The sequence below is a fragment of the Bacillus sp. FSL H8-0547 genome (assembly GCA_038002745.1).
Classification (GTDB): Bacteria; Bacillota; Bacilli; order Bacillales; family Bacillaceae; genus Bacillus_P.
The window spans coordinates 2161316-2183889 of the sequence record JBBODD010000001.1; the positions used below are offsets into that span (position 1 = coordinate 2161316).

Annotated in this window: 10 protein-coding genes; all 10 read left to right on the forward strand. The window is 44.6% G+C overall.

The window, feature by feature from the left end:
- Window positions 1-187: 187 nt before the first annotated feature.
- The 10 genes from MHB63_10660 (at window position 188) to MHB63_10705 (ending at window position 22479) form a co-directional block, all read left to right on the forward strand.
- Window positions 188-4186: a leucine-rich repeat domain-containing protein gene (locus MHB63_10660; GenBank protein MEK3806993.1), complete on the forward strand. Its 3999-nt coding sequence runs from the start codon at window positions 188-190 to the stop codon at window positions 4184-4186.
- 143 nt (window positions 4187-4329) lie between these two features.
- Window positions 4330-5655 carry a cell wall-binding repeat-containing protein gene (locus MHB63_10665; GenBank protein ID MEK3806994.1) on the forward strand — a complete coding sequence of 442 codons (1326 nt, stop codon included), beginning with the start codon at window positions 4330-4332 and terminating at the stop codon, window positions 5653-5655.
- Between the two features lie 148 nt (window positions 5656-5803).
- Window positions 5804-6583 carry an SGNH/GDSL hydrolase family protein gene (locus MHB63_10670; protein MEK3806995.1) on the forward strand — a complete coding sequence of 260 codons (780 nt, stop codon included), beginning with the start codon at window positions 5804-5806 and terminating at the stop codon, window positions 6581-6583.
- A 109-nt stretch (window positions 6584-6692) separates the two neighbouring features.
- Complete coding sequence (locus tag MHB63_10675) at window positions 6693-8561, forward strand: cell wall-binding repeat-containing protein (GenBank protein MEK3806996.1); 1869 nt, start codon at window positions 6693-6695, stop codon at window positions 8559-8561.
- Window positions 8562-8957: 396 nt separating this feature from the next.
- Window positions 8958-13592, forward strand: coding sequence for a cell wall-binding repeat-containing protein (locus MHB63_10680; protein MEK3806997.1), 4635 nt, complete (start codon window positions 8958-8960; stop codon window positions 13590-13592).
- Window positions 13593-13781: 189 nt separating this feature from the next.
- Window positions 13782-15890: a cell wall-binding repeat-containing protein gene (locus tag MHB63_10685; GenBank protein ID MEK3806998.1), complete on the forward strand. Its 2109-nt coding sequence runs from the start codon at window positions 13782-13784 to the stop codon at window positions 15888-15890.
- Between the two features lie 62 nt (window positions 15891-15952).
- Window positions 15953-16714, forward strand: a complete 762-nt coding sequence (locus MHB63_10690; GenBank protein ID MEK3806999.1) for a hypothetical protein — start codon at window positions 15953-15955, stop codon at window positions 16712-16714.
- 48 nt (window positions 16715-16762) lie between these two features.
- Complete coding sequence (locus MHB63_10695; protein ID MEK3807000.1) at window positions 16763-18997, forward strand: SpoIID/LytB domain-containing protein; 2235 nt, start codon at window positions 16763-16765, stop codon at window positions 18995-18997.
- 1283 nt (window positions 18998-20280) lie between these two features.
- A complete protein-coding gene (galU, locus tag MHB63_10700) occupies window positions 20281-21156 on the forward strand; it encodes a UTP--glucose-1-phosphate uridylyltransferase GalU (GenBank protein ID MEK3807001.1) in 876 nt (291 codons plus the stop codon).
- Window positions 21157-21171: 15 nt separating this feature from the next.
- A complete protein-coding gene (locus MHB63_10705; GenBank protein MEK3807002.1) occupies window positions 21172-22479 on the forward strand; it encodes a UDP-glucose/GDP-mannose dehydrogenase family protein in 1308 nt (435 codons plus the stop codon).
- Window positions 22480-22574: the final 95 nt, after the last annotated feature.

A 22574-nucleotide genomic window follows, 5' to 3' on the forward strand; every position in this document is an offset into this window, starting at 1 on the left:
TGCCGTATCATGGAAACAATACTTTTTTTGTAAAAAAATAGAGGTTCCACCAATTTGACGTATTGTATAAGCGGTAAGTTTCATAAATTTGTAGATTTTTGTCTTGTGAATCAAATATACTTTATTATCGGCCATATCTATAATGGATTTAATATGTTGATAAAAACCAGGGGGAAAATATTTTACGATGAAAAAGATGCTGTCGGTTCTCATGACTCTACTTTTGCTTATAACCATGATCTTGCCTTATGCGGCAGCAGCTGAAACGGGAACGCAAATCGCCTTTCATTCCTATACAAACACAGAAAACGGAATAAGGCTGGTGTGGACCGTGACCTCGTCTTCAAATGATCCGCAGTCTTTTCTTCTTGTGAAAAACGGTGCAGAACAAAAGATTGAGGCCTCACTTGCAGATGAACTGATAAACAGAGACGGTTCAACTGCAAGAACGTATGAATACTTGGACACAAATACTGCAGATAAAGAGGTTTATACGTATTCCATTAAGCTTGAAAATGATGCAATGCTTCAAACAGACACCATAACGATTGTCCATCAAAAAGAAAATGGCGGAACCGCTACTCCTGTTGATCCTGCAAATCCGGCAGATGAAGCATTTCTATTGCATGCACGTGCAGAGGGGACAAGTATTGCCGTTTCCTGGCCTGCCTATAAAAGCAGCAGTAAAGCAACCTATCAGCTCTATCAATCCGGAACATTCATTGGAAGCTACCCGGATGCAGGCGAACACATCTTTAGAGACCTGGAGCCTGATACCGATTATTCATTTACACTTAAAATTGTTGCTGGCGAGAAGCTGATTGACAGCAGGGAAGTGCGTGTGAAAACGGAAGCGGAGAGAAAGCCTGCCTACACGGTTTTCTTTTATCCCGTCAATGATACCACTTTTGAAACAAGCTGGTTTTTAGATGGTGCGGCTTTCTTTGATGTGTATCTCAACGGAAAGCTGATGCTTGAAAAAACGAAAGAAACAGAGTACCAATTTACAGACTTAAAGCCTGCGGCAGAATATGAAGTGAAGGTCACTGCGTTTGATCGAGCCGGCAAAAAGCTGAATGAGGCTTTTGTAAAAGGGAAAACAAAGGAAGCTGCAAACGGTCAAACAGTCCAATTTAAAGACAGTGCACTCAAACGTGCGGTCAAGGATCAGCTGAGGATTCAGCGCGATGTAACAGAAAGCGATCTCCATAAGCTGACGTATTTGAATGCATCAGCTTATGATATCAAAGATCTGACAGGACTCCATCATGCTGTGAATCTTCAGCATCTGGTGCTTGCAGGCAACAGCCTGAGGAGCATTGAACCATTGAGACTGCTGACAAATCTTGAGTATTTGGATCTCTCAATGACGGGTTCAGTCGATTATTCTCCTCTTAATGACCTCGTGAATCTGAGAAGTCTTGTGCTTGCAGATTCTTCTTTTAAAGACACGAAAAACATCCAGAATCTGACGAAGCTCAAAGTGCTGGACCTAAGTTTCACAAATGTGAAAAGTGTTTCTTCCCTCAGTTCGCTCTCTCAACTGGAAGAAATCAGTCTTTCCTACACACCAGTTCAAACGATTCAGCCGCTTCAAACGCTGGCTTCTCTTAAAAAAATCATCTTGTACGGAGAGATTTACTTAAAGGTGAAAGATGAGCTCCAGCAGTTTGGCAAAAATCTTGAGATCATTTATGACGACAGTCTGAACATCCATCTCTTACATGTAAAGCCTGGGGATAGAAGTGCTGCATTTGAGTGGGAATATGAGGGAGATAATATTCCTGCTTATTACGAAATTACGGTTGATGGAATCACTCAAAAAACCGAAACAGCCAAACGGGTCATCAACTATGAGACGGCGGGTCTGAAGCCTGAAACCGTGTACTCCTACTCCATTAAGGCTTTTGAGCAAAATGGCGTCATGACCGGATTTGACAGCGGTTTTTTCACAACGCTAAAAACGCCTGCTGGAGAAAAAGCCGTTTTTCCGGATGCGAACTTGAGAACCGCAATGAAAAACCATTTCGGTTTGAAGCGCGACATTTATGAAAGTGATATGGAAACTCTGACAGAACTTGATTTGACGGGGGAGGGAATCAGTGACCTGACTGGACTCGAGAGTGCAAAGAACCTTAAAGTCCTTGTCTTATCCGGCAATGGTATAAAAACGGTTAAACCGATAGAGACTCTGAGCCTCACTTCGCTGCACCTTGATGACAACCGTCTTGAAGACCTGTCTTCCATCATTAAAATGCAGAGTCTGCAGGTACTGAATTTGTCCAGCACGGGCATCAAGAACTTTTCAGCACTTGCGGGATTGAAAGACTTAACGGGGCTAAGCCTCGCATACAACGGGATTGCTGATCTTTCAGCCATACCTGCAAGCGAAAAACTGTCAGCTCTCTATTTAAACGGAAATAAGCTGTCTTCGCTTAAAGGAATTGAAAAGGTTCAAAACCTCACTGAGCTCAGTCTTGAGGACAATCCAATCACAGACATTGAGCCGCTCACTGTCTTAAGACATCTTCAATTTGCAGATCTGTCGATGACTTCTGTGAACAAGATTGAACCATTGCTGTCCATGGATTCACTGGTGACGGTTCTTCTTTTCAGCATGAAAACGCTCGATCTTTCAGAAGGATCGGACGCCTGGCAGGTCATCGGGCAGCTGATTGATAAAGGCGTCTATGTTGAATACGATGACTCCGGAAATTTGTTTTCCATCTATACAAGCAGAAAGACGGAGGATTCAATAGAAGTAAGCTGGGACTATTTCGGGGAAAAGGATATCGATTTCTTCAAGGTTTTAGTGAATGGAGAGACAGCTTCAAAACGCGTGGAAGGCTATGAATTCAGGTACTGGATCAGTGGACTGAAGCCTGAGACGGCCTATGACATTGAAGTTAAGGCATATGATGAAGAAGGAGAGCTTCTTTTCAGTGAATCAATGGAAGAGACAACAGAGGCAGCTCCTCAAGGCCCTGCTGTTATTTTTAAAGACAAGAAGCTTGGTGATTTGATCAGAGAGCAGCTTGGACTTGTCCGGGAAATCCGCCAAAGTGATATGGAGCGGCTGACTGAATTATTTCTATTGGATTTGGACGTTACAAGCTTAAAAGGACTGGAATCTGCGGAAAATCTGCAGTCTCTTTTCATTCATAACAATGGAAGCGAACTTAATCTGCAGCCATTAAAAGGGCTCAATCTAGTAGATCTATCCATTGAAAACACAGAGATCAAGAGTTACAAAGTGATTCAGTCGCTTTCAGATCTGTCTTTTCTGGCCATTAAAAACAATCAGCTCCAGGACCTGTCATTTATAAGCGGTCTAGGTCAGCTCGTCTATCTGAATCTGTCCCAAAATAACATCACAGACCTGACGGCTCTATCTGGACTCGGCCAATTGGAAATGCTGCACCTTAATCAGAATCAGGTTAAGAGCATCAGCAAAACGTTGAAACTCGAGAATCTCCAGCACCTTGAACTTGCAGGGAATCCTCTGGAAGATCTGTCTGGAATAGAAGCATCCGAATCTCTTAAGACTTTGATTTTTGAGAGAACAAAGCTGACAAACATTGATCTGCTGCTTAATTTAGAGAACCTGGAATTGGTCTCGCTGTTTGGAATCGAAACGCTTGATTTGTCGCCGGGCTCACGGGCTGCCGCCGTTGTGGAGGAGCTCAGGGCACGAGGTGTGAAAGTCTGGGCGGAAGCCTCTTTTTACCCTGAAATACACATCAGCGACGTCACGCAGACGACCATTTCCTTCTCTTGGGATAACATGTTGGAAGGAGACGGAACCTATACGGTTTACGTTAACGGTGAAATGCAGGGGGATGAGCCTTTTCCTGCTGAAAAGACTTCCTATCAACTAACGGGACTGGAATCTGATACGGTGTATTTTATAGAAGTCTTTGGTGAAAGCGGAGAGTTCGTTAATACAGCCTGGAAAGAAGTCACAACCTTGTCTGAAGAGGAAAAAGAAATCAAGGTACCAGAACCTGTAAAACCAGATCAGGAAAAAGGAGAACCGGTCAGCAATCATCCGAATAAACCGGGTAAAATCAAAGCTGAGAACGAGCTTCCAAAAACGGCATCTTTGATGTACCAATACGTTTTCTTCGGAACCATACTTATGATGGCAGGTGCAGCTTTTCTCGCAGCTCGTCGAAAAAGAGGATAAACAGATAGTCGAAAAGCAGCAGAAATGCTGTTTTTTTGCTGTCTATAGTCGTTTTTCCCCATTATTTGTAATGTACTTGTAAACTATCAGACTATTCCTCCGGTGCTATAATGAGAAGGGTAAAAACATCATAGGAGAATGGTATGAAGAAAATAACACTTACATTGTTGAGCTGTCTTAGTCTAGTGATGCTTTTTCTTATTTCTCAGCCGGAGCATGCTCAGGCAGGGACGACAACAAGAATATCCGGAGAAGACCGGTATAAGACGTCTGTGGAAGTTTCAAAGAAAGCCTTTCCAAATGGCACGGCGAATATTGTGATTGCCGTCGGAACCAATTTTCCGGATGCACTGGCAGGAGGACCGCTTGCATATAAATTGAAAGCGCCAATCCTTCTTACAAAGAAAGACTCTATCCCAACAGCTGTAAACAATGAAATTGTCAGGCTGAAACAGCGTGGAGCCAAAAACGTATACATACTTGGCGGTGAAAATGCCGTCACTAAAGCCGTAGCAAGCAAGCTGACTTTAATGGGTTTAACGGTTCAGCGAATATCAGGCTCAGACCGCTACGAAACATCCGTTGCCATTGCCAAACATGTTGGAACAGCAACGAAAAAAGCATTCATAGCCAATGGCTCGAACTATCCTGACAGCCTTTCAGCATCTGCCATAGCAGCGAGGCAGGGCTCACCGATTCTGCTCGTTCAAAAAAGCAGCGTGCCGTCATCTGTTCAAACCTTTCTAAAAGGATTTTCAAAATCGTACGTAATTGGCGGAACTGGAGTCATCGATGGATCTGCTTTTTCAAAGCTTCCATATGCAGAGCGCATTGCGGGGGCAGACCGTTACGGTACATCAGCCAAAGTAGCCTCTAAGTTTGCGAGTTTTTCTGCGTCGCACGCCTTAGTAGTCTCAGGGCAAAATTATGCAGACGCCCTTACAGGCTCTGTCTATGCAGCCCAAAAGAACATTCCGATGCTTTTAACAAAATCTTCGGCTCTTCCGACAGCTATTGGAAACTTAATCGACACTAAAAATATCGGAACTGTCACCGTTATCGGCGGTACAGCTGCTGTTTCAAACAGCGTTTTAGCCTCGATTTATTTTCCAGTGGACAAGCTGATTGAAACAGCCAAATCCCTGCAGGGCGTGCCTTATAAATACGGCGGCACGACAACCTCGGGCTTTGACTGCAGCGGCTACACAGAATATGTGTTCAATAAGCACGGCATTGACCTGCCAAGGACAACAAAGGATCAATGGAATACAGGCACGGTTGTGGCTGTTCCTCAAAAAGGAGATCTTGTCTTTTTTGAAACTGTTTCAGCAGGCCCGTCTCACGTGGGGATCTTCATTGGAAACAATGAATTTATCCATGCGAGCTCATCGAAAGGCGTATCGATCACAACGATGGAGAATGTCTACTTTAAACCAAGATATCTGGGCACAAAAAAAGTCATTAATTAAGCGGTGAGGCTACTCACTGCTTTTTTGATTGAGATTAATCCCCAAAATTACGTAAAATTTTCATAAATATCCTTAATAGTCTTGCAGGTATGCCGATGCATAACTATGATAGATTGTAGTACTTTTCATATTTTGGAGGAATACGGAAATGAATAAAATCGTTACAGCATGTGTCGTCATCCTGACCTTGTGCGCCCTTATACTTGGAAATCATCACTGGAATCAAAAAATCAGTTCCGTAAAGGCGCAGGAAGATCCAGCTAAGTCCGAAGAGACTCAGCAGGAAGAACAGCCAAAATGGCAAAAGTATGCGGCTAACCTTTCCGCGCCTCTTAAAGAAAAAATAAAGAAAGCTCAAGAGGGAGGCGCGCCTCTTAAACTGGTTGCGGCCGGTTCTGAGAGCACGTCGATTCAAAGCACAGGCTGGCCGGCTCTGCTTCAGTCAAAGCTTGATGCAGCTTACGGAAAAAACATTTTCAAAATCACGGTCCTATCTTACCCGGAGGGAACCACAAGAACGTTTTTGAATGAAAACCATATGGAAGATATCAGCAAGCAAAAGCCGGATATCCTGCTTTTGGAGCCTTTTTCATTGAATGACAACGGAAATGTCGGCCTGGACAATACGCTTCTGAACCTTGAAGAGATTCTCTCAGACATTAAGCAGTCAAGTCCGGGGGCAGTCATTTACCTTCAGCCGTCACATCCCATTTTCAATGCAACCTTCTACCCCAAAGAAGTGGATGCTTTAAAAGAGTTTGCAGAAGAAAAAGACTTTACATACCTCGATCACTGGGCAAACTGGCCGGACGGAAAAGATGAAAAAATGAAAACGATGCTGACAGAAGATCAGCAGGCCCCGAATGTTGAGGGCAATAAAGTCTGGGCAGAGTATCTCGCCTCCTACTTTATCAATACCGAGAAATAGATCCTTAAGAAGGGTCTATTTTTCTTTTTATTGGAAATTTATACAATAATTGATTGGTTTTTATGTTAGTATTTTACTAGAATCTATTATTTGGAGGAACGTGCGTGCAATGAAAAAGATGCTGGTTTTAACATTTATGACGGCTGTTTTTTTTCTGATGTCGCCCGCCTTATCGCAGGCTGCGTCTGATTTTGGTTCTGTGCAGGCAAAGGTTAGTGAGAAGTGTAACTATGATCCAAAAACACAAGAGGGAAAATTCATTCCTTATCAAACGGGAAATTGTCTATTGTCGAATGTTGCACTGGAACTTGAAGTTCCTGCAGAAATAGTAAAAGCGGTCGCTACTAAAGAAAGTGTGGACTGGCAGCAGTTCGACGCTAATGGAGACCCGATTATTTCAGGGGACGGCGGGATCGGCATTATGCAAATAACGGTGTATCCTGCAGGTGATAAAGAACTGCTTGAGAGAAATGCGGTATTTAATATTTACTCAGGTGTTAAGAGACTGAAAGATTACATGATTGTTCCAATTGGAACTGGCAAGCCTGCTCCGGTTGTCCAGGGAGATGATCCGGCAGCCTATCTTGAGAGATGGTATTTTTCAGCACTGCGCTATAATGGCATAAAGCCTAAAAACAGCCCTCTATTGATTTGCGGAGGAGATGGCAGCAGAAATTCAGGGGCTTATCAGGAAGAACTTTACTCCCTGCTGCAGTCAGACAGCGGAAAAGGCATACAGGATATAACAACCCGCATATCGCACATCGATATGGCGCCTTCAGACTTCTCCTATACGTGCGGATCAGCAGACAATATTATATTTAATAAAACAAGTTTTACACTGAATGGACCGATGACAGAGACAAAGCATTTATTTAATAAAAACGATACGCTCATTACATACAACGATGATACAGCCGATCCGAAAATCCGGTCTGGAGCGACTGGATCAGCGCCCCTTGTAAAAGCAGGAAAGGGGATTGCTGTAAAGACAGCGGGCGAATTTGTTTATGACACAGCTTCTGGTTCTACGAATCAGTTTGTCTGGTATCCGGTTCAGCTCAAAGATTCTCAGACAAAAGGCTATATTGCCTCAAGCTATCTGAAACGTGTCACAACAAGACTTGCAGGAGACAACAGGTACAACACAGCCATTGAAATATCAAAAGAAGGTTGGAAGCAGTCAGGTACAGTTGTAATCGCAACCGGACAAAACTTCGCCGATGCTCTTTCAGGAACACCCCTGGCAGCTAAATACAACGCTCCTCTACTTTTAGTTAACAGTAATCCGAATGCTGCAAACACTGCGGTCTTTAACGAAATTAAGAGACTTAAAGCAACCAAAGCCATTCTTCTTGGCGGAAGTAACGTTGTAAGCTCTACTACTGAAAACACTTTAAAAGAATTAGGATTGAGCGTTTCAAGGATTGCCGGTTCAGACCGTTATGTAACATCTGCTAAAATTGCAGAACAGCTTTCATCAGCTACAGCTGTTCTTGCAATCGGCGACAACTTTGCAGATGCTGTTTCAATTGCACCATTTGCAGCCAAGAATGGCCATCCGATTCTGCTTACAAGAAAGTCGAGTATCCCGACAGCCGTCAAACCGGCCCTGGCCGCAGCAAATAAAGCTTACGTGATTGGCGGGGAAAGCGTCATTTCAAAAGAAGTATTTGATTCTCTTGCAGGCAAAAACCCTGTCAGATTAAGCGGCAAGGACCGATATGCAACAAGCAAAGTCATTGCGCAGGAATTGCCTCTTGGAAACAATGAAATTTTTGCCGCAACCGGGGAGAACTTTCCTGATGCTCTGTCAGGTGCTGTTCTTGCATCCAAAAACAATTCTTCTATCCTGCTGGTAAAACCGACTAAACCTGGTTTAGATGTTATCGATATCTATCAATCAGTCACGATTCTCGGAGGACCGACCTTGATTACACCTAAGATGGAATCGGATATGATCAACCTCCTGAAATAAACCCCAGCCTGCCGGACACCTCCGGCAGGCTTTTTCAATATTCCCCGGGAAACATGTCGCCTTATGACAAAACATGCCGGGACCAATTCCTCACTGGAAATCCTATACCAAAATATAAATGGAATGTGCATAAAAACTCGGAGACTGTCATCTGGCACCTTTCTGCTTTTTGCTTTTAAACATCGATGCATCAAAGGATAACAGGGTTTTCTGAGGCTTTATCCATGTCGCAATTTGTCTTTCTTTTATTAATGAATAAAAGTTTTTATAAATGTTTGACTATTCAATATTTTGCAAATAGAATAAGAGAGTAAATATATTCTATCTATGTAAAAGGAGGGATAAATTAGAAGTTTTTGAGAATTGCGAGGCTAATTTACTAGGGGGGTCAAGTAGTTGAAAGTTAAGCTGAAAAGATCGTTATTTTTAATGTTCGCTTTCTTGCTGGTTTTCTCAAATGCTGTTATGGCAGCTGGTCCAACGGTTCAAAAAGGGAACGCCAATACCGAAGTGCAGAAAAATTTCGGCAAGCAGACACTTAAAAATCCTGATACAGGAAAACAGTATAAGAGTTCAGATAAAGTACGTGTAATTGTCGAAGTAGAAGGCGAACCTGCAATTACATATGCAACAAAACAAGGGAAGAAATTTGATGCTCTGCCGAAAGCTAAACAGGACGAGCTGAAAGCTGATGCTCTTAAAGAGCAAAAAGCTGTCAAAAATCAAATCGCTTCCAAAAATCTTGGAATGAAATTCGAACAGGAATTTACAACAGTCGTCAACGGTTTCTCCGGAGAAGTTGAATACGGCAAGATTGCTCTCATTGAGAAGCTGACTGGTGTAAATAATGTAACAATTGCTCATCAATATGAGCGTCCAAAAGCAAAGCCTGATATGAAGTACAGTAAAGAACTGGTTGAAGCGCGCGAGTCATGGGACCTTGGCTATGACGGAGAAGGCATGATCGTCGGAATCATCGACACAGGTCTGGATCCAAGCCACAAAGACATGATTTTAAGCGAAGATACAGTTCCTGCCCTTTCTGAAGGTGCTGTAAATGACGCTAAGTCTGAGCTTGGCCTTCCGGGCAAGTTCTATACAGCAAAAGTGCCATATGGCTATAACTATATGGATGAAAATGAAGAAATCCTTGACCTTGGACCTGGCGCTTCCATGCACGGCATGCATGTCGGCGGAACAGTAGGTGCAAATGGCGATGAAGATAACGGCGGATTAAAAGGTGTGGCTCCTGAGGCACAGCTTTTAGCTCTTAAAGTTTTTGGAAATGATCCTGAAATGCCTTCTACATGGGGCGATATTTATATTAAAGCAATCGATGATGCCATTGGACTTGGAGCCGATGTACTGAACATGAGCTTAGGCTCGACAGCATCGTTTGTACTTCCTGAAGATCCTGAGCAGATGGCCATTGCAAGAGCTGTTGAAAATGGCGTCGTTATGGCTGTTTCGGCCGGTAACTCTGCTCATTTAGGGAATGGCTTTGCAAACCCGTATGCAAGCAACCCTGACGTTGGAGTAGTAGGAGCTCCTGGTCTGTCTTACGATTCACTTCAGGTCGCTTCCCTTGAAAACTCTAAAATTGACCTTGATGCAATGAAGGTGGATGCAGATGGTGCTCCATTTGGTACAATCGGATACCAAAAACAGGACGGACCTAAGTTCCTTGATAAATTTAAAGGGCAAAAGCTTGAAATTGTATATGTAGGCGACGGTCAGCCTGCAGGTTATGAAGGAAAAGATGTTAAAGGTAAAGTTGTATTTGTTGTACGGACTGGAAGCTATTTCTATACAAATATCCAGAAAACCGCTGAAGCACAGGGTGCTGCAGGTGTCATCATCCGCGGATTGCCTGCACATGGCGATTACGTGAATATGGCTCTTGATAAGCCGGTTATTCCAATCATCTCCCTGAGTGTAGCTGACGGAAACGCGCTTGAAGCACAGGCGAAAGCAGGCAAAAAGCTTGAAGTAACATTTGGTGATGATAAAGTAGCGGCTCCAAATGCGGAAGCCGGAAAAATGTCAGCCTTTACTTCATGGGGTGTAACGCCTAACCTTGATTTCAAACCTGAAATTACGGCACCGGGCGGTAAAATTCTGTCTACATTCCAAGACAATCAGTACGGTATCATGAGCGGAACATCTATGGCTGCTCCACACGTTGCCGGCGGATCTGCAATTGTTCTTGAGAAAGTGGACGAGCTGTTTGATCTTGATGGGGCAAAACGAGTTCAGATGGCGAAAAACATTCTTATGAATACGTCTCAGCCAGTAATGGATAAGGGACTTGTAAATGATGCATTAGGGTGGGAAGTTCCATATTCCCCGCGCCGTCAGGGTGCAGGCCTGATGAAGCTTTACTCAGCGCTTAACACACCTGCTGTAGTTACAGAGTCAAAAACAGGTGAAGGCAAAGTAGCTCTTAAAGAAGTTGGCGATCAAGTGGAATTTACTCTTGATATTAAAAACTTCAGTAAGCAGGCTGTTTCTTATGATGTGAAAGCTAATGTTCAAACAGATTTCGCTAACGGCGGGTCACTTGGATACAATTACGACGAGCTTGAAGCTCAGGAACTGATTGACGCGGTAATCAAAGTAAACGGCGAAGAAACAGCGAAAGTTGATCTTGCTGCCGGTGAAACGAAAACTGTAAAAGTTACTCTTGATACTTCAAATGCTAAAGTTTTAGGTGATGATTTCGAAACACCAGTATCTGTAAAAGATGTCTTCAAAAACGGGTACTTTGTAGAAGGATTCGTCACATTCTCGGCTGAAGGCTTATCACAGCTTACTGTTCCTTATGTCGGATTTAACGGCGACTGGGGCAAAGCGCCAATCCTTGATGCCATGAATTTTGACACAGAGAACGAAACGTTCTACGGAGATGCAGGGGTAGTGACACGCGACGGAAACAGCTTTAACTACCTTGGTTTTGATGCATTCAACAGCAAAATGCCGTTTGATGCACGCAAAATTGCGATTTCACCTAATGGTGATGGAAGCCAGGACGAGATCATTCCTGTTCTGTCCTTCCTGAGAAATGCGAAAGAAGTGAAATTCAACGTTCTTGACGAGAACAAAAATCAGCTGCGTACAATCCGCACAGAGCTTGAAGTCCGCAAGCATTATTTTGACGGCGGCTCAGGTCCGACGTACTCATTAAATCCTGCTGCACAGTGGGATGGAAAAGTGAAAAATGCTCTTGTTAAAGACGGGCAGTATTACTATGAAATCGCTGCTGCGGTCGATTTCCCTGGTAAAGCTCCTCAAAAAGTACACGTGCCTGTTATCGTTGACACGGTTCAGCCGACTTTAGAAGCTGAATTCAACAAAGATACAGTCACATTTGAAGGATCAGATGACCGTTCAGGTCTTGCATACTTTGATGTCCTTGTTAACGGCGAGTCTGTTATCGGCAAAGATAAAGACGGCAACCCGCTAACTCTTGCACCGACAACAAAGGAATTCAAGATTGCAGATCTTAAGGCCGGTTCAACTGTAACGGTTCTTGCAGCAGACCATGCAGGAAACACTTCTGCTAAAGAATTTAAAGGCGTGAATGACGGAACCATTCCTTCAATCATTGCTGAGCTTCCTGAAGCACTGGGAACGTATGATACGAGCGAAGTGCCTGTAAAAGGCTATATCACAGATGAGTCTAAAGTGACGAACTTTACAGTTGCAGGCAAACCTGTAGAGTTGAAATGGAACGCTGAATTAAAACGCTATGAATTTGATGTAAAATTGACGCTTGAAGACGGCTATCACAGCGTGACAATGGCGGGAGAAGACGAGGCAGGAAACAAGATTTCCTTCATCAAACGCTTCTTCGTAGATACGACAGCTCCTGAACTGACTGTTGAAGCACCTTCTTCTGTTAGTGAAGCAACTGAAAAAGTAACGCTTAAAACAACAGCATCAGACAATTTCGAAGAGCTTCGTGTGACAGTTGACGGAGATGAAGTTTTCGTTAACCTTCTGAAAGAGCCTTACGGAATGAACAAAATTACGAAAACGCTAAGCACGGATGTTGCCCTTCAGCCTGGAGAAAACACATTCATGGTTGAAGCAACTGACCTCGCGGGACACAAGACAGTAAAAGAAGTAAAAGTATACCGCGGAGATGATAAAGTCAGCCGCATCAGCGGAAAGAACCGCTATGAGACAGCTGCAGCAATCAGTGCAGAGGGCTGGGAAAGCTCAGAGCTTGTCTTCCTTGCAAAAGGACAGGACTTTGCAGATGCTTTAGCAGGTGTTCCTCTCGCAGCTCAATATGACGCTCCAATTTTACTGACAGATTCAAAAGGTTTGTCAGGTGCTACAAAAGCAGAACTTGACAGACTTGGTGCAGAAACTGTTGTCATCCTTGGAGGAACAGGTGCTGTATCACAGGCTGTAGAAGATCAGCTTGAGAAGCTTGGTTATGATGTTGACCGTATTGCAGGTAAAGACCGCTGGACAACGGCTGCTGCTATTGCAGAAGAAGTAGCTCCGGATGGATCTGAAGATGCAGTCGTAGTCAATGGCACAAGCTTTGCAGATGCTCTTGCTGTAGCTTCTTATGCAGGGCAATACGGCATGCCGGTTGTCTTGTCGCAGAAAGATAAGCTTCCTGGTGCATCAAGCAAAGTTCTTAAAGAGCTTGGTGTTAAAAACACATTGGCAGTCGGCGGACCAGTGGCCCTTGCTGACAGTGTAGTGAAAAACCTTCCTGGCGCTGAGAGAATCTACGGCAAAGACCGTTATGCAACAAGCGTGAAGCTTGCCGAATTCTTCGAGCCGGAATTAGACGTTGTTTATGCAGCTACAGGTCTTAACTTCGCTGATGCATTAGCAGGCGGAGCACTTGCAGCCAAGCATGAAAGCGGAGTAATCTTAGTCGGCAAATCACTTTCTTCAGATGTGCGCAAGTTCTTTGGAGAAAATGAAATCGGCGAAGTAAAAGTATTTGGCGGTGAAACGGCCGTTTCAAATGACGTGCTTGCTGAAATTAACCAGCTTGTACGCTAAGAAATAAGAAAGAGCTGCCGGATTTGATCATCCGGCAGCTTTTTCCTGTTTTCATGACAAAAGTAACGGTTTATGAAAAGCAGATTTCCCTATTTCTTTTTCATTCTCAAAATTTAATAAAATTGGCAGATAGCCGGTGCTATAATAGGAGAGTACTAGCGAATCATGCAGAAAAAAGGAGAGTGAACGATGAAAAGCAAGTCATGGATGCTTGGCATCCTTCTATTTGTCATGCTATTTTTGGCCCCGAACACCGGTTTTGCAGAAAAAGTGCTGGTGATTGATCCGGGTCATGGAGGCAAATTCAGCGGCACGTGCGGACTGACGGGGAATACGACCGGCTTCTGTGAAAAAAACGCCAACCTGATTGTTTCTCAAAAAGTAAGAGATTTACTTAAGACAAGTGGGATCAAAGTTTATCTTACGAGAGACAAGGATATGGAATTTGCTTCTTACCTGAAAAAAGCGGACGGAAGTACAGACGGCGGGGACTTTGATATCCGCATGAGAACCGCCAATTCATTTGCAAGCGGAAACAATGATAACAGTGTCTTTATTTCTCTCCATCATAACGCACATCCAAGCAATCCATATGTAAAAGGCTATGAAACCTATTTCTACAATGGTGTTGATCATGCAAAGGAAGAGTATCCGCACGATCCGATGCAAATCAAGTACTTGGGAGACAACCGCAGACTGGCGAATGAAATTCATCCGACAGTGCTTGCGAAGCTTGGATCCATCGACAGAGGCATTATGGATGATCAGAGCTTTTACGTCATCCGCAATGCGCAGATGCCTGCAGTCCTTGTAGAAATGGGCTTCATGACAAATCGTGAAGAAGAAGCGCGCATCAAAACAGCTGATTTCCAGAACAAAGCTGCACAGGCGCTTGCCACATCTGTGGTCAATTATTTTAAAGTTTTTGAAGTTTATGACATGAACAGCAATAAAAAGCTTTATACGTCAAAATCAAAAGATCAGGCCCTTACATACGCGAAAAAACAGTCAAAACCGGTCAGAGTTTTTGACAAAAATGCTCAAAAAGATATCTACAAAACAACGGCTCTCTATGAGGTGCATCACCGTACCATCGGCAAACTGGGAGACTTCTATACCTCACCGGATGCCATGGAATATGCACAGAGCTACCGCAATACAAGACTGGTCTATAAAAGTACAGGATTTACACTATGGTCTAATTTCCTTCCTGCTAAATACGAGCTATACGTAAGCGGCACGAAGAAAGGAAGCTACGTAGACTTTGAACATGCGCGCTATATTGCAGAGAAGAATGCTCCGAATGCAAGAGTCATTAATAAAGTTTCGGGTGAAATTGTCTTTACAAATATCGCAAACGACAAAGTGACAAGAAAGCTTCCTGTCACAAAGCTTGCCGGGGATGACCGCTACAAGACAGCCATCAGCGTGTCGCGGAAAATGTACCCTGCAGGTTTTGCAGACAGCAAGCCTGACAAAACGATTCTTATTGCAACAGGCACAGAATATGCGGACGCTCTTTCTGCCGGACCGCTCTCACGCAAGCACGGCGCAGCGCCGATTCTTTTAGTGAAAGGAACCTCGCTTGGGACGGACACCGTAAATGAAATCAGCCGCCTTAAAGCGAAAAAAGCGATTATTCTCGGAGGAGAAGTCGCGGTTTCAAAAGGCATTGAAACACAGCTGCAATCAATGAAACTCTCGACACAGAGAATCAGCGGAGCAAACCGCTTTGAAACGAATCAGAAAATCCTGAACGAGGTCGGAAATGTTGACGGCTATTTCATTGCTTCGGGCAGAAACTATCCCGATGCATTGGGGGCAGCACCAATCGCAGCCCAGAAAAATTGGGCCATCATGCTTTCAGATACAAAATCACTTCCAAGCGCGTCAAGTGCAAAGCTGAAAGGCAAACAGGCTCTTATCGTCGGAGGGACTAGTGTGCTGACATCTGCGGTCGATACGCAGGTTAAAAACGCTGGACCGTCAAGCTACACGCGTTTAGCCGGGGAAAACCGGTATGAAACGCTTGCTAAAGTATTATGGAAATTCGATTCTAGTTTAAGCTCAGATTCTATCATGGTATCAACAGGAGCGAACTTCCCGGATGCTCTGGCCGCAGCACCGCTTTCCATCATAACGAAAGCACCGCTGATTTTGACAGGCCCGGCGATCAACCGTCCTCTTGAAACGTACATTATGGAATATGGCGGCAAGCACCACATGGAGGAAATGACGCTTGTAGGCGGGGCAGTCCCTGCTGAAATGAGCAGTGAGATCTTCAACAGAATCAGATAATAGAAAAGATTCGGGCTTGAAGTCATATGCCCGGATCTTTTTTTAGATAAGGAATGATAAATATGAAAAAATGGATGTTTATTTTGGGTTTGACTCTCTTAATTGCAGCCGGCTGTTCTCAGGAGCCGGAAGAAGCTGTACAAGAACCGGAATCAGAAGCTCCGGTACAGGACGAAAAACCTGCGGCAGAACCAGAAAAAGAGAGCAAGCCATCAGAAGACACTGAGCCGTCAGATCAGGCAAAGGAAGAAAAAGAGAAAGAAGAAGGCGATGAAAGTTCTAAAGAAATGACAGGAAATTCCGATAAAAAGAAAGAGAGTAAGAATAGTTTGGACGGTCCTTACAAGGCCTACCGTCCTAAGACCGGAGCAACCAAGCAATTTGAGGAACAGGGCACCGTTTTGCTGACTGAAACAATTACCGCAGCCAACGATGACTATGTTCAGATTGCTCTGAGATTAGGAGATTCAACAACTACCCAGATCTATAAGTGGACAGGCTCTGAAATGACACTCGTCTATGAGGACAGAGAGCTTCAGGATCACACGGCAGATCTGCTTGATACATTTGAACCGAATATGAATGAAAAGCTGCTCGGTGAAGGTGCTGACTGGAAGCTGCTTGATTCATCAGCAGCGGTTGAAACCCCATACGGTAAGATAGAGAACGCGGTTGTCATTCAGAAAACATCAAATGAGGTAGTGGGAGAAGAAACGATTTTCACCAGGTATTATGCACCCGGCCTTGGACTGGTAAAAGAAGATTTTGAGCTTACAGGCGAAAATGGGTATAAGGGTGAGTCAAGTCTGTCCTCTGTTGAATAAACTAGTAATTCTATAAGCTCTCAATCTATTATTGCGGAGGAATTACTGTTGAATAAGGTTTTTATGTCAATTGTTGCGTTAACACTCTTCTTTTTGTTTTCTGAAGAAAATGCGTTCGCTGCTTCTGGTAATCCTTCAGAAGTCTCTGTCAGTCTGAAAAACTATGTCGGAAAAGCAAAGGAAGTTACGGTCACAGTTGACGGTGAATATATGCTGTCAGGGGAATCCGGCTATCTTTTGAAAAAAGGCAGTACGTATAAAGTGAAAAATGAAAACGGAGTGCTGGTGCTTTACAGCGGAAGCGCTAAAGCGAAAACTCTCGGCAGCTCAGGCACGTTTAATCCGGTGAAGTATGGAACGGACAATGTGATCAGCATTAACGGGCGTCCATATTTGGGCACGATGAAGTTTACCGTTGAGAACAGCGTCTATGTGCGCCCTGTGAACCAGCTTCCGCTTGAGGATTACCTGAAAGGCGTCGTGCCGGGAGAAATGTTTCCAAGCTGGCCTGTTGAATCCCTGAAGGCGCAGAGTATAGCAGCCAGAACGTTTGCCCTGAAAAGAATCAATCAGACAATAGACGATACCGTCAGCTTTCAAAAATACGAGGGCTATATCTGGTCAGCTTCCGCTTATGGCAACACCAATACAGCTGTAAACCGTACGAAAGGCCAAGTTCTAGAAGCGGACGGCAAGCTTATTGACGCTACTTACAGCTCAAGCAACGGCGGCCGGACGGAAAACAATGCCAATGTATGGACGTCGGGAACGCCATTATCCTATCTTCCTGCAAAAAAAGATCCTTTTGATCCGGTGAACAGCTGGACAGTCGCTGTAAACGAAGTCCAGATCAACCCTGCGTCACTGAACCTTGCAAATCCGGGATCATGGTGGACAGCTGTAAAAGAAAAAGATGAAAAATACGCAGCAGCCATAAAAACCTGGCTGAAGACAGATAAAAATTATACAGGCAAAGACCTTAAGATTGTCAATGTGAAAAACCTTGCAGTATCAAGTGAAAAAACAAGCGGCGACCGGAGAAAAACGGGCAGCTACCGTCTTGAATTTTATGTGAAAAATGCAAATGGAACCTATCAGATGAAAGATGGAAAAATTGCGACGGTCGTCAAAGAAGGCGTCAATGTCAATATCTCCATCCTCCGTTCCATGTTTGGAACAACGAATTTTAAAAGCCACCTCATTGACTCGCTAACATTTGAAAAAGGCGTCTATACGTTCAGCGGCCGCGGGTATGGACATGGCGTCGGCATGAGCCAGTACGGTGCCAAGGCCATGGCAGACCAAAATCAGAATTATATGCAGATTACGGACTTCTATTATCCTGGAACGAATTATGATAACTACATTCACAGTGTTACTGAAGAAATTGAAGGTGAAGACCGCTACGAAACAAGTTCGGAAATCTCCAAATTTGGCTGGTCCACTGCTAAAACCGTCTTCATCGGCAGAGGAGACAACCCTGTTGATGCTTTGACAGGAAGCGTACTTGCCAAGAAGTTTAATGCTCCTCTGCTTTTGACAAACCCGAATCAATTATCAGATTCAGTCAGACAGACATTGAATGCGTTTGACCCAGCTGCCATCATCATTCTGGGCGGAACAACGGCTGTATCCGCAGAAGTTGAATCAGAATTAAGAAACATCGCACCGGCGGTTGAGCGCATCAGCGGCTCTGAACGCTATGAAACGGCAGCCATGGTCGCAAGACAGGTCGGACACTCAGGTGAAATTTTCATCACATCCGACAGCAGCGATTCACCTGATGCATTGTCCATTGCCTCTTATGCGGCAGCCGAGCAGATTCCCATTCTTTTTGCAAAAAAAGATGCCGTTCCAAAAGCTGTCTCTGATTATATAAAAGACAGCGGAGTGCGCAAAGTGACTGTTATCGGCGGAGATGTCGCTGTGTCTGCCAAAGTGTTTGCTGACCTTGAGACACTTGTCGGTAAAGGAAATGTAGATCGTGTAGACGGCAAAAACCGCTACGAAACCAGCATCAATATCGTCAAGAAATATAACCTTGATACCCGCAAAATCTTCTTTGCACAAGGAACTGAATTCATTGATGCTCTTCCGGGCTCAGTGCTTGCAGCCAACACAAGATCGCCGATCCTCCTTGTTGACCAGGATTCTGTTCCGAAGCCAGTATCAAGCTATATTTACGAAAATATGACCTTTATCCCGCATATTCACTACCTTGGCGGAAAAGGTGCAATCACAGCACAAAACCGAATCAATCTGCAAAACTGGTTTTTGCAGTAGGTTATTCAGCCGGCTCTCTATGGGAGAGCCGGTTTTTTTATGTGCCTGCGGGATTGCGGCGATGCAGGTTCCTTTAGTCCTTGCTGCGCTGCTAAAAGCAAAATGCCCAACTACAGTTAGAGAAAGAGGGGGAAGACGGTTTGATTTTTTAATGGCACTTTTGGTATGAGGGAGTGGCTGTGAAGTGTAGTAAACAGGTTTTAACAACACTTTGTGGTTGAGGGAGGGGTTGGAAAGTGTAGTAAACAGGTTTTAACAACACTTTGTGGTAGAGAGAGCGGTTGGAAAGTGTAGTTAGCAGGCTTTAGCAACACTTTGCGGTTGAGAGAGCGGTTGGAAAGTGTAGTTAACGGGTTTTAGTAACACTTTGTGGTTGAGAGAGCGGTTGGAAAGTGTAGTAAACGGGTTTTAGTAACACTTTGTGGTTGAGAGAGTGGTTGGAAAGTGTAGTAAACGGGTTTTAGTAACACTTTGTGGTTGAGAGAGTGGTTGGAAAGTGTAGTAAACGGGTTTTAGCAACACTTTGTGGTTGAGGGAGTGGTTGGAAAGTGTAGTTAACAGGTTTTAGCAACACTTTGCGGTTGAGGGAGTGATTGGAAAGTGTAGTAAACAGGTTTTAGTAACACTTTGTGGTTGATGGAGAGATTGAAAAGTGTTGTGAAAATTTTAGCAGGACTGGCTGATTCCGCTTTTCGTATTGTCCAGCTCCGCCTCCCAGTCCTTTTGTCAGAACAAAATCGCCCATAAAGGCAAAAACCGGCCTTTACGGTCGATTTCTTATCTGACTGCCAGGCCTGAACGGTCGGCTCCGCTTTTCGCGTTGTCCAGCTCCATCGCCCAACTCCTCGGCCAGAACGGCTCCGCCGCAAAAAGCAAGACCGGCTTTTTCCGTCGGATCCTTTTCTGTCCTTCGGAGCTAACCGGGCGATTCCGCTTTTCGGCATTGTCCAGCTCCATCAGCCAACTCCTCTGTCAGAACAAAATCCCCCAAAAAGTCAAACCCGGACTTTTCGGGTAATTTCTTATCTGCCTATCGGAGCTAAACGGCTGATTCCGCTTTTCGCATTGTCTAGCTCCGCCTCCCAGTCCTTCTGTCAGAACAAAATCCCCGAAAAAGGCAAACCCAGCCTTTTCCGGTGATTTCTTATCTGACTGCCAGGCCTAACCGGTCGGCTCCGCTTTTCGGTTTACCAAACTTTCATAAAACATTAAAGGAATCAATCCTCCCGGTGTTGTACTATTATAGGAGAGACTCTATACGACATTACCGGGGGGATTTTGACATGCGAGTGAGGAAAGCGATTATTCCGGCGGCGGGGCTTGGTACGAGGTTTTTGCCGGCTACGAAGGCACAGCCGAAAGAGATGCTGCCGATTGTGGATAAGCCGACGATTCAGTACATTATTGAAGAGGCGGTTGCGTCCGGGATTGAAGATATTCTGATTGTTTCCGGCCGCGGGAAGCGTGCCATTGAGGATCATTTTGATAAATCGTATGAGCTTGAAGAGACGCTTGTGAAGAAAGAGAAATGGGATTTGCTCAGCAAGGTTCAGGGTATTTCCGAGCTTGCGAACATTCATTATATCCGCCAGAAAGAGCCGCTTGGTCTTGGGCATGCTATTTATTGTGCGAGACGTTTTATCGGCAATGAGCCGTTTGCTGTTATGCTCGGGGATGACATTGTCCAGTCTGACGTGCCTTGCCTGAAGCAGCTGATTGATGTGTACGATCAGTTCCAGAGCACAGTCATCGGCGTGCAAAAGGTCAAGCCGGAAGATGTGTCTAAGTACGGAATTGTCAGCTATAATTTAAACGAAAAGAAAACCGATAACGTCTACAAGGTACGTGACTTGGTTGAAAAGCCAAAGCGTGAAGAAGCTCCTTCGAATACTGCGATTCTCGGCAGATACATCCTTCGCCCTGAGATTTTTGAGATACTCGGAAATTTAAAGCCGGGTTCAGGAGGGGAAATTCAGCTGACAGACGCGCTGAAAGAGCTTTCCCAAAAAGAAGAGGTAACAGCGTACCATTTTGTCGGCAAGCGCTATGATGTGGGAGATAAGCTTGGTTTTATCCAGGCGACAATTGATTTTGCGATGGATAATGAAGAGCTCAGAGATGATATTCTGACGTATATTAAAAGCAAAGTTTCAAAGTAGAAAGGTAGGATTCTTTTGAGAGTATCAGTAGCCGGAACAGGATATGTAGGACTGGTTACAGGTGTGTGCCTTGCAGAAATCGGGCACCGCGTAACATGTGTGGACATTGACGAGGAGAAAATCGCAAAGCTGACTCAGGGGATTTCACCTATCTATGAACCGGGTTTAGAAGAGCTGATGAAGAAAAATCATGAGGCTGGCCGTCTTGATTTTACGACTGATTCAGCACAGGCATACGGGGAGAGCAACGTGATCTTCATCGCGGTTGGGACACCTGAGAATGAGGATGGCTCAGCTAATCTTACATATGTAAACGCCGCAGCCGAGCAAATGGCGAAACAGCTGAAAAAGGATGTCGTGGTCGCGGTGAAAAGCACCGTTCCGGTCGGGACAAATGAACATGTGCTGAATGTGATCAATCAGCATAAGCCTCTCTCCGTTAAAGTTGAGATTGTATCCAACCCTGAATTCTTAAGGGAAGGGTCAGCGATTCATGATACGTTCCATGGAGACCGCATTGTCGTCGGTTCAGAGACGGCATCGGCCGGTGACCTGCTTGAAGAACTTTACAAGCCACTTGGCATTCCTGTCGTCCGGACTGACATCCGGAGTGCAGAAATGATTAAGTATGCAGCAAATGCGTTTCTGGCCACAAAAATCAGCTTTATCAATGAAATTGCCAACATCTGCGAGAAGCTTGGAGCGGATATTGAGGATGTGGCAGAAGGCATCGGAAAAGATGCGCGGATCGGACCGCAGTTTTTAAAAGCAGGCATCGGGTACGGCGGCTCCTGTTTTCCAAAGGATACGAAAGCCCTCGTTCAGCTTGCGGGAAATGTGCAGCACCAGTTTGATCTGCTCGATTCGGTTATTTCGGTTAACAACCGCCAGCCGCTGAAGCTGATTGAATCTGCCAGAAAGCATATGGGCAGCCTTTCCGGGAAAAAAGTAGCCCTTCTTGGTCTCGCTTTTAAGCCAAATACAGATGATGTGCGCGAAGCGGCATCTCTGGTCCTTGCCAAAGAGCTTGTTAAACAGGGGGCGGATGTTTCGGGCTATGATCCAATCGCAGCAGAAGAGGCCCGTAAAGTCCTCGGAGATTCCATCACTTACTGTGACTCCGTTTCACAAGCGATTGAAGGGGCTGACGCAGCTTTTATCGTGACAGAGTGGGACTCCATCACTTCTTATCCGATGGATCTTTACCGTGAAAAAATGAAGCGGCCGCTGCTCTTTGACGGCAGAAACATTTACAGTCTCCGGGATATTCCGGCCTGGATGACTTACATTTCTGTAGGAAGAAAAGAAATTGTACGTGCATGACTGCCCTCAAATTTGAGGGCCATTTTTTTGGGGATTTTTCTAAAGTTTTCCCAGTTGGATGCGATATATAAAAGGAGTGGACTGTGCGGAAAAAA

Excerpts from the sequence above, each read along its gene's own strand:
- MHB63_10660 (MEK3806993.1), top strand. The coding sequence starts at position 188 with ATGAAAAAGATGCTGTCGGTTCTCATGACTCTACTTTTGCTTATAACC.
- MHB63_10665 (MEK3806994.1), top strand. The coding sequence starts at position 4,330 with ATGAAGAAAATAACACTTACATTGTTGAGCTGTCTTAGTCTAGTGATG.
- MHB63_10670 (MEK3806995.1), top strand. The coding sequence starts at position 5,804 with ATGAATAAAATCGTTACAGCATGTGTCGTCATCCTGACCTTGTGCGCC.
- MHB63_10675 (MEK3806996.1), top strand. The coding sequence starts at position 6,693 with ATGAAAAAGATGCTGGTTTTAACATTTATGACGGCTGTTTTTTTTCTG.
- MHB63_10685 (MEK3806998.1), top strand. The coding sequence starts at position 13,782 with ATGAAAAGCAAGTCATGGATGCTTGGCATCCTTCTATTTGTCATGCTA.
- MHB63_10690 (MEK3806999.1), top strand. The coding sequence starts at position 15,953 with ATGAAAAAATGGATGTTTATTTTGGGTTTGACTCTCTTAATTGCAGCC.
- galU (MEK3807001.1), top strand. The coding sequence starts at position 20,281 with ATGCGAGTGAGGAAAGCGATTATTCCGGCGGCGGGGCTTGGTACGAGG.